This window comes from Arthrobacter sp. NPDC056493, from assembly GCF_042795115.1.
Classification (GTDB): domain Bacteria; phylum Actinomycetota; class Actinomycetes; order Actinomycetales; family Micrococcaceae; genus Arthrobacter.
In genome coordinates this window covers 68,499-77,499 of sequence record NZ_JBHTSL010000017.1, presented here as the reverse complement: position 1 = coordinate 77,499, position 9,001 = coordinate 68,499, and the positions used below count along the sequence as shown (strand labels likewise).

Genomic DNA, 9,001 nt, shown 5'->3' with positions numbered 1-9,001 from the left:
GATCCGTTTCCCGAGGCACTGTTTTACGACGCGGTGTTCGCCGGCGGTGCGCCCTCCGTCGCTGATGCGCCTCGGCTGAGTCTCGACGCAAGGCTCGCGGCGGCAGAGGTCATCCTGACGGCCGACCTCACCGCCGACGGTCCCGGACGGATCGACCAGACCCAGGCGCTGGAAAAATTCAAATGCTGGGCCACTGGTCAGCAGGCCCGGCTTGCCGTCACTTTCGAAGCGAAACAGCGTCAGGAACAAGCTGAACTCGAAGCCGAAAGCAGTCCAGGTCATGGCAACCGCAGCACTCTGTCGGCCGAGGACCTGGGCAAGAAAAGGCACAAAGAACAGAACCTTGGGGTGGCCGAGCAGATCGCCCTGGCCCGGGGCGAGTCCCCGCACCGCGGCGGCCGGCTGCTTGGCATGGGCAAGGCCCTGGTCACCGAGATGCCGCACGCCCTGGCCGCCCTGGACACCGGCCAGCTCAACGAAGAACGCGCCATGCATATTGTGAAAGAAACAGCATGTTTGAGTGTCGAGGACCGGACCGCGGTCGATGAGGAGCTCGCCGCCGATACCGGGACCTTCAACGGCGTCGGGACCCGGGCCGTCATCGCCGCGGTAAAGGCCGCCGCCACTCGGCGGGACTCCCGCTCGGTCACGCAGCGGGCCAGCCATGCCGCGTCGGAGCGGTCTGTGAGCCTGCGCCCCGCTCCGGACTGCATGACCTACCTGACCGCGTTGCTGCCCGCCCATGAGGGCGTCGCCGTGTATGCGGCATTGACCCGGCAGGCCGACACTGTCCACGCCGCAGGCGACCCCCGCAGCCTCGGGCAGATCAAGGCCGACACCCTCGTCGAATGGACCACCGGCACGCCCGGCGGCATCACCGGCATCGACATCAGCCTCGTCATGACCGACCGCACCCTCCTCCAAGGCGATACCGAACCCGCACGCCTCGAAGGCTACGGTGTAGTCCCCGCCCCCTGGGCACGCAACCTCCTCAACGAGGAAAAGGCTCCAGAACAAACACCAGAACACCGACAGGTGCAGGGACAAGAACCTCGGGCCGGAGGCTCAAACACGCCCGACCCAACCACCGGCCAGAAGGACGCAGGCCAGAAAGCCGTGCAGGAACTGAAGATCTGGCTGCGCCGGCTCTACACCGCCCCGCAGACCGGCGACCTCGTGGCCATGGACTCCCGGCGCCGGCTCTTCCCGCCACCGCTGCGCCGCTTCATCCAAATCCGCGACAACACCTGCCGCACCCCCTACTGCGACGCCCCCATCCGCCACCACGACCACATCATCCCCTGGCACAACAACGGCCCAACATCCCTCGCCAACGGCGCAGGCCTCTGCGAAGCCTGCAACCACACCAAAGAACTCCCCGGCTGGAAAGCAAAACCCAGACCCGGACCACGACACACCATCGAAATCACCACACCCACCGGCCACACCTACCACTCCACCGCACCCCCACTGCCCGGTAGAAGGCTGCGGAAAAGCGCACAGCCGGGACCCACCGAATCTGGGACCGGACCGCCCGGAGTCAGCCAATCTGGCACCGGAACGCCCGGATCAGGCCCGCCCGAACGGTCAGGACGCACCCTGTAACGGGTGAGGCGGCGGCGGAAATACCGCCGCCGCCGAATCCGGACAATGGAAGGGCTGACCCCTGCGAGGTCGCCCTGGCGCAATGCTCTACGAGCTGACCTCCGCAACCTCCGCTGCCAGAGTCGTCAGTTCCACAGCCGCCGGACGTGGTGCCGTGCTCTGGATCTGCACCGCGGAGCCGGTCTGCGCTGAAGCAAGCACCGACTCCATCACCTCGAGTGCGTGATAGGCCAGCTGGCCGCCGGCGCGCGGCTCGGCGCCCGGCGGTGTGGCGGCGAGGTCGGCGATCCCGAATCCCCTGCCGGAATCCACGTAACCGGCCGAGACGGGAAGTGTCTGCCAGCCGTCGGCACCTTGCGGGAAGATCTGGACGTCGCCGTCGAAATGGTTCGGGTCCGGGACCACCAGCGAACCGTGTTCGCCATGGATTTCGATGTTGGGCGACTTGGACTTCACGGCGTCGAAGCTCATGAACAGGGTGGAGAGCACGCCCGAAGCGTGAACCAACACCCCTGTAACGTGGGAATCGATGTTCACCGGCACGGTCTCACCGGCACGCGGCCCGGACCCAATGGTGCGTTCGCTCCGGGTATGGCTCGCGGCCCCGATGACCGAGACCACCGGGCCCAGGAGCGTGACCAGCGCGCTGACGTAGTACGGGCCCATGTCCAGCAGCGGGCCGCCACCGGGCTGGTAGTAGAAGTCCGGATTGGGGTGCCAGCGTTCGTGGCCGGGCGTCACCATCGTGGCTGTTGCGCTGATCGGCGCGCCGATCAGCCCGTCGTCGATTGCCTTGCGGGCGGTCTGGATCCCGGTGCCGAGCACCGTGTCGGGGGCACAGCCGACGGCGACGCCCGCCTCGCGTGCCGCCTCCAGCACCTGCCGCGCCTCGGCCGTTGTCGCCGCCAGCGGCTTCTCCCCGTAGACGCTCTTACCGGCGGCGATGGCCTTCAGGGCTACCTCGGCATGGGCGGCCGGAATGGTCAGGTTCAGGACGAGGTCGACGTCGGCCGCGGCCAGGAGGTCTTCGACGGAAAGCGCGCGGACGCCGTCGTAGTCGTCGGCAACGGCCTGGGCCCGAGCCCGGTCCAGGTCCGCCACGGCCACCAGTTCTATCTGGTCCAGCCGGCGGAAGTTGGTCAGGTACTGGGCGATGATGGCGCCGCAGCCAATGATTCCTACTCGTGTGTGCTCTCCTGCGTCTAGCGACTTGCCCACAGCAGGCCCCTTTCGATGATGGTGCGGACGTTGTTGTCCTGGAGGATGTCGACGTGGTGGCCGGGGGTAGCGACGAAGATCCGGCCCTTGCCCCATTGACGGGTCCAGAGGGCCGGTGAGGTCACCTCGCGGTGCCAGGGGTCCCACTCGCGGACCTTCTGGGTGGTGGTGGCGAGGACGTCGATGTAGTCGTCGGCCAGGACCCAGTACTGCTCGGTGACGAGGTCAAAGTCGGTGAGGCCCTCGGTGATGGGGTGATCGGCGGCGGCCGGGAGCATGTTGACGGTGTACGGCACGTAGTTGTCCGACTGCTTGCCGATGCACTCATCAGGGTGCTTGCCGGGGTGGCAGGCGAACTGGCCGCCGATCAGGTGCAGGTAGTCGGAGTTGTTGCGGTAGGAGTCGGCGATCCCGCCGTGCCAGCCGGCCAGGCCGGTGCCGTTTTCGACGGCGGCACGCAGGCCTGCGAACTCGTCCTTTTCGATGGTGGTCATGGTCATGCACTGCATGATCAGGTCGACGCCGGCCATGTACCCGGTGTCTGCGTAGACCTTGGGTGATTCCTCCACCCTGACGTCGTATCCGTTGTCTTTGAGATAGGGGATGAAGAGTTCGGTGGCTTCGAAGGGCTGGTGCCCGTCCCAGCCGCCGCGGACCACCAGGGCGGTCTTGCGTTCTGTCATGGGGTTCCTTTGCTAGGCGCCGGCCAGACGGCCAGCGGAAGTGTGAATTTGCTGCAGGTTCAGCGGGAGGCGAAGGCGGCGTCGAATGCCGCGGCCGGCGGGGCCATGGCCGCAAGGTCCTTGACCAGCTCGAGTGCCTGCGGGGCGCCAATTATCCGGTCCATGCCGGCGTCTTCCCATTCGATGCTGGTCGGTCCCGTGTACCCGATGGCGTTGAGGGTCCGGAAGATCCTGTTCCACTTCACATCCCCGTGCCCCGCGGTCACGAAGTCCCAGCCGCGGCGCGGATCAGCCCAGGCCAGGTGCGAGCCGAGCCGTCCGTTGCGCCCGTCGAGCTGGCGCACGGACTCCTTCACATGCACGTGCAGGATGTGTTCGGCGAAGTCCTGCAGGAACATCACCGGGTCCAGGTCCTGCCAGATGAAGTGGGAGGGGTCGAAGTTCAGGCCGAAAGCGGGCCGGTGCCCGATGGCTTCCAGCGTGCGCTTGGTGGTCCAGTAGTCGTACGCGATCTCGGAGGGGTGCACCTCGAGGGCGAAGCGCACGCCGACCTCATCGAAGACATCAAGGATCGGGTTCCAGCGGTCGGCGAAGTCCCGGTACCCGGCGTCGATCATGGACTCCGAAGCGGGCGGAAACATCGCCACGGCCTTCCAGATCGAGGAGCCGGTAAACCCGGTCACGGTCTTGACGCCAAGCCTGGCCGCCGCCCGGGCGGTGTCCATCATGGACTCCGCCGCCCTGGTGCGGACGCCCTCGGGATCGCCGTCGCCCCAGACCTCAGGGGTCAGGATGCCCTGGTGGCGCTCGTCGATCGGATCATCGCACACGGCCTGGCCGGTGAGGTGGTTGGCAATGGCGTAGACCCTGAGATTGTTCTTCGCCAGGATGTCCAGCCGGGACTGGAGATAGGAATCGTCCTCCGCGGCGCGGCGCGGATCGAGGTGGTCTCCCCAGCAGGCGATCTCCAGGCCGTCAAAGCCCCACTCGCCGGCGAGCCGGGCCACGTCCTCGAACGGCAGGTCGGCCCACTGGCCGGTGAAAAGGGTAATGGGTCGGGTCATCGGGGTTCCTTCTGCGCTCACGGTTCTCAGACTTTCTGCCACTGGCTGGAGTTGGCGGCACTGGCCTCAACGGCGGCCAGCACGCGCTGGACCTGCAGGGCGTCCGCGAAGGAGGGCTCCGGCTGCGTGGTCTGCGCGATCGCGGTGACCAGGTCCACCACCTGGTGGGTGAAACCGTGCTCGTACCCCAGGCCGTGGCCCGTGGGCCACCAGTTGCCGGCATACGGATGCTCGGGTTCGGTGACGAAGATCCGGCGGAAGCCGGCATCGGGAGACTCGGCGGCATCGTAGAAGGAGAGGGCGTTCATGTCCTCGAAGTCGAAGGCGAGCGACGCCTTGGTGCCGTTCAGTTCCAGCCGCATCGCGTTCTTCCGTCCCAGCGCGTAGCGCGTCGCCTCAAAGACGCCGACGGCGCCTGCCGCGGCGGCGCCGCCGTCGAACCCGCCGCCGTCGAACCTTGTGACTTCAAAGCGGGCGCTAAAAATGGCGGCGTCATCCACGGTGACGGCTCCGCGCGGCGCATCCGCGCCGGCGTCGCCATGACCGCCCAGGCCCACGAGGTCCCCGGCCAGGGGACGCTCCGGAACGAACGTCTCGAGCAGTGCCGAAACGCCGGTGATCTTCTGCCCGGTGACCCACTGGGCAGCGTCAATGCTGTGCGCGCCGATGTCGCCCAGGGAGCCTGACCCGGACTTGGACTTGTCCAGCCGCCAGGTCATCGGGGCGTTCTCATCGGACAGCCAGTCCTGCAAGTACTGCGCCCGGACATGCCGGATGGTTCCCAGCCGGCCTTCGTCCACCATGCGCTTGGCCAGTGCCAGCGCAGGCGTGCGGCGGTAGCTGAACCCGCACATCGCAAACACGCCGCGCTTGGCGGCCGCCTCGGCTACGACGGTCATCCGCTCCGCTTCCTCGACGGAGTTGGCCAGCGGCTTCTCGCACAGGACATGCTTGCCGGCCTCAAGGGCGGCGATCGCGATCTCGGCGTGCGTGTTGCCGGGCGTGCAGATGTCGATCAGATCGATGTCCTCGCGGTCGATCAGGCGCCGCCAGTCCGTCTCGGTCGATTCCCAGCCGAGCTTGTCCGCGGCTGCCCTGACGCCGCTGGCATTCCGGCCGGCGACGGCGGTGAGCTGCGGCTGCAGTGGCAGGTCGAAGAAGCGGGGCGCTGTCCGCCAGGCGTGTGAGTGGGCGGCCCCCATGAAGGCGTAGCCCATCATGCCGACCCGGAGCGGCTTTGTGTGAGTCAAGAGTGGTCCTTTCGGGAGCATTTATTTGCTGAAACCGGCGGTCAGCCCGCTGATCAGCTGGCGGCGGGCCACGATGTAGAGGACCAGCAGCGGCAGCGTGGCCAGCACCACCGAGGCGAGTACCGCGGGGATGTTGACGCTGAACTCGCCCTGGAACGTCCACAGCGACAGCGGCAGCACCCGCGTGGCCGGGCTCTGGGTGAGGATCAGCGGGAACAGGAAGCCGTTCCACACGTGGAGGGCGTTGTAGATACCAACCGTGATCACCGCAGGCTTGGTCATTGGCAGGGCCAGACGCCACAGCATGGCCCAGTCCGAGCAACCGTCCAGCCGCATCGACTCGAAGAGCTCATTCGGAACGTCCCGCATGAAGTTCGAGAGAATCAGGACGGACACCGGAATGGCGAACGCGATGGACGGCAGGATCAGGGCCAGCAGTGTGTCGTAGAGATGGGCGCGGGTGATCATCCAGTAAATCGGGATGATGGTGGCGTGGAGCGGAATGGCCAGGCCCAGGAGGAAGAGGTTGTTGGTCCAGTTCACGAACCGGCCCCTGCCCCGGACAATCGCGTACGCGGCCATGAAGGAGACAAACAGGGCGGGAATCACGGTTCCCAGCGTGACCACCATGCTGTTGACGAAGTACCGGGCGAAGTCGTTCTCCAGCACCAGCTTGTAGTTGTCCAGGGTGGGCTCGGCGGGCGGCAGCATGGGGTTGCTGGCGAAGAAACCTGCCTGGTTCTTCAGGCTGGTGACCACCACGTAGTAGATCGGCAGGACGATCACCGCCAGCCAGAGCCAGCCGCCGAGGCCGCCGGGAAGGTTCAGCCGGCGCCGTCCGGCACGCCTGGACTTCTGCCGGGGCTCTGCCTGCGGACGGGCCGGTGCCTCAGGTGCCGCGGGGAGCTGTGTCGTGGAAGCCATCAGGCTCCTTCCAATTGGCTGTCGTTCCGGTTCTTGCCGCCGAGGCGCTGCAGGAGCAGGGCCAGGCCCAGTCCGATGGCGATGAGGATGACGCCCAGGGCGCTCGCAGCGCCCATGTCATTGGCCTTGAAGCCGGTCAGGTACATGTGCAGCGGCAGCAGCCGGGTGCTGTAGCCCGGGCCTCCGCCGGTGAGCACGAAAATCAGGTCGAAGTAGGCAAGACTGCCCACCACCATGAGGGTGGAGGAGGTGATGATGGTGTATTTCAGCTGCGGCAGGGTGATGTTCAGGAACTGCCGGACCCGCCCCGCGCCGTCGATCTCCGCCGCCTCGTACAGCGAGGTGGGGATCTGCCGCACGCCACCTTGGTAGATAAGGGTGTGGAACGGGACGAACTGCCACGCGATGACGAAGACCACCACGAACAGGACCAGGTCAGAGTTTCCGAGCCAGTCCTGGATCAGGATGGGCACCTGAAGGCCGGGGCCCAGGCCGAAGTTCGGATCGAGCAGCGCCTTGAAGGCAATGGCGACGGCGGCCGAGGAGAGGAGGAGGGGCAGGAAGTACAGGACGGCGAGCGCTGCCCGGTACTTCTGTTTTCCGGCCGTGAAGACGCCGAGAAGCAGGCTGATCGGTGCCTGGACGATGAAGGAGAAGAACATGATCTTGGCGGTTACCAAGAGAGCGTTGCCGGTGACAGGGTCGGTAAGCACGGTGGTCCAGCTTGCGAGGCCCTCCAGCCGGATCTCGCGCAGTCCGTCCCAGCTGGTGAAGCTGAGGAGGACGACGCCGGCCAGCGGCACGACGGCGAACACCAGGAAGAAGACAAGGGCTGGCACTGCCAGCCACCCCGAGGGGCCCGCGTCGCGGACCCCACGGCGGATGGGACTGGTGCTGGTCACGCCGCTACTTCCCGATCGTGGCGTTCATCGTGGCGACGAACTGCTCGGGGGTGATCTTCTTGAGGAAGATCTGGTCAAGGTTGGACAGCATCGCGTCGCCCTGGGCCGGGCTCAGCGCCTGGTCCCAGGAGAGGGTGAAGCTCGGCGCGTCCTTGGCGAGACCGTAAATGAAGGTCAGGAAGTCCTTGTCGGGTGAGGCTTCGAGCTTGCTTTCGATGCCGTTGATCACTGGAACGGCTCCGGAGGCAATGAGGGCATCGGTATCGGCGCCGGTGAACATGCCGTCCTTGACGTACTCGAGGGCGGCCTTCTTCTGCTCGTCGGTGGCTTTCGCGGAGATCGACCAGAAGTTGGAGGGGTTGCCCACCACGTTGGCGGGGTCGCCCTTGCCGCCCTCAACGGTGGGGAAAGTGGTGAAGCCGAGCTTGCCTCCCGTGACGAAGCTGCCGGCGTCCTTCTTCATGCCCTGGTAGATCCAGCCGCCCTGCAGGACCATGGCCGCCTTGCCCGTGTAGAGCAGGGCCTGGTCCGCGTTGCTGTCCGCGGCGATGGAGGAGAAGCCGTTCACGAAGCCGCCGGCATCCACCAGTTGCTGGATCTTGGTCAGCGCCTCGGTCACTGCGGGATCCGACCACGCGTTGGGCTTGTCCGCGGCGATGTTCGCGAAGACCTCGGGCCCGCCGATGCGCTCAACGAGGTACTCCAGCCACATCAGGTCCGGCCACTTTGACTGGCCACCGAGGGAGAACGGGGCGACTCCGGCGTCCTTGAATTTGGGCACGAGTGCCATCAGTTCGTCCCAGGTCTTCGGCGGCTGCGCGCCCACCTTGTCGAAGACTTCCTTGTTGTAGTACAGGACCACGGGCTGGACGTTGTTGTTGGGCAGGGCGTAGGTCTTGCCGTTGATCTCGCCGTTCTTCAGGACGGAAGGAAGATAGCGGTCCTTTACCCCGGGGTTCTCCTTGACGAAGGCCGAGAGGTCCTCCACCTGGCCTGCATCGACGTAGGACTTCAGGACACCGCCGCCCCAGCCGTAGATAAAGGTGGGGCCTTCGCCGGCACCGACGGCGGTGCGGACCTTGGTCTTATAGGCATCGTTGGCGAAGAAGTCCAGTTTGATGGACTGATCGGAGTGCGCGCTGTTCCAGGCCTCGACGGATTTCTGCAGCACTGGCTGGTTTCCGCCCGTCAGGCCCCACATGGAGGCTGTACCGTCACCGCCGGCGGTGGATCCTGCAGGGCCGCTGGAGCCACAGGCGGCCAGGCTCACGGAGAGGGCGGCTGCGGAGATTGCCATCGCGACTGAGCGCAACTTTCGAGTTGTCATCTAAACATTTCCATTCATCCATCGGGCT

Annotated in this window: 8 protein-coding genes; 1 reads left to right on the top strand and 7 read right to left on the bottom strand. The window is 66.1% G+C overall.

Annotation, left to right across the window (positions count from 1 at the left end; genetic code table 11):
• Positions 1-75 precede the first annotated feature (75 nt).
• Positions 76-1,605 (top strand): HNH endonuclease, encoded by a 1,530-nt coding sequence (locus tag ACFQ50_RS09785; protein ID WP_377995332.1) that lies wholly within the window; start codon positions 76-78, stop codon positions 1,603-1,605.
• An 87-nt stretch (positions 1,606-1,692) separates the two neighbouring features.
• Here the strand turns inward: ACFQ50_RS09785 and ACFQ50_RS09780 are convergent, their stop codons facing one another.
• The 7 genes from ACFQ50_RS09780 to ACFQ50_RS09750 are packed head-to-tail and all read right to left on the bottom strand — an operon-like array spanning position 1,693 to position 8,943.
• Positions 1,693-2,823 carry a Gfo/Idh/MocA family protein gene (locus ACFQ50_RS09780; RefSeq protein ID WP_377995328.1) on the bottom strand — a complete coding sequence of 377 codons (1,131 nt, stop codon included), beginning with the start codon at positions 2,821-2,823 and terminating at the stop codon, positions 1,693-1,695.
• Positions 2,808-3,506: a ThuA domain-containing protein gene (locus ACFQ50_RS09775; protein ID WP_377995327.1), complete on the bottom strand. Its 699-nt coding sequence runs from the start codon at positions 3,504-3,506 to the stop codon at positions 2,808-2,810. The genes ACFQ50_RS09780 and ACFQ50_RS09775 overlap by 16 nt, the downstream gene beginning before the upstream one ends.
• Positions 3,507-3,565: 59 nt before the next feature.
• Positions 3,566-4,570 (bottom strand): sugar phosphate isomerase/epimerase family protein, encoded by a 1,005-nt coding sequence (locus ACFQ50_RS09770; RefSeq protein ID WP_377995326.1) that lies wholly within the window; start codon positions 4,568-4,570, stop codon positions 3,566-3,568.
• Positions 4,571-4,596: 26 nt separating this feature from the next.
• The gene (locus ACFQ50_RS09765; protein ID WP_377995325.1) at positions 4,597-5,820 is read right to left on the bottom strand and encodes a Gfo/Idh/MocA family protein; all 1,224 of its coding nucleotides are present in this window, start codon (positions 5,818-5,820) and stop codon (positions 4,597-4,599) included.
• 21 nt (positions 5,821-5,841) lie between these two features.
• Positions 5,842-6,744 carry a carbohydrate ABC transporter permease gene (locus ACFQ50_RS09760; RefSeq protein WP_377995324.1) on the bottom strand — a complete coding sequence of 301 codons (903 nt, stop codon included), beginning with the start codon at positions 6,742-6,744 and terminating at the stop codon, positions 5,842-5,844.
• The gene (locus ACFQ50_RS09755; RefSeq protein ID WP_377995323.1) at positions 6,744-7,646 is read right to left on the bottom strand and encodes a carbohydrate ABC transporter permease; all 903 of its coding nucleotides are present in this window, start codon (positions 7,644-7,646) and stop codon (positions 6,744-6,746) included. The genes ACFQ50_RS09760 and ACFQ50_RS09755 overlap by 1 nt, the downstream gene beginning before the upstream one ends.
• A 4-nt stretch (positions 7,647-7,650) precedes the next feature.
• Entirely contained in the window at positions 7,651-8,943 is a 1,293-nt protein-coding gene (locus tag ACFQ50_RS09750) for an extracellular solute-binding protein (RefSeq protein WP_377995322.1), read from the bottom strand.
• Positions 8,944-9,001 lie beyond the last annotated feature (58 nt).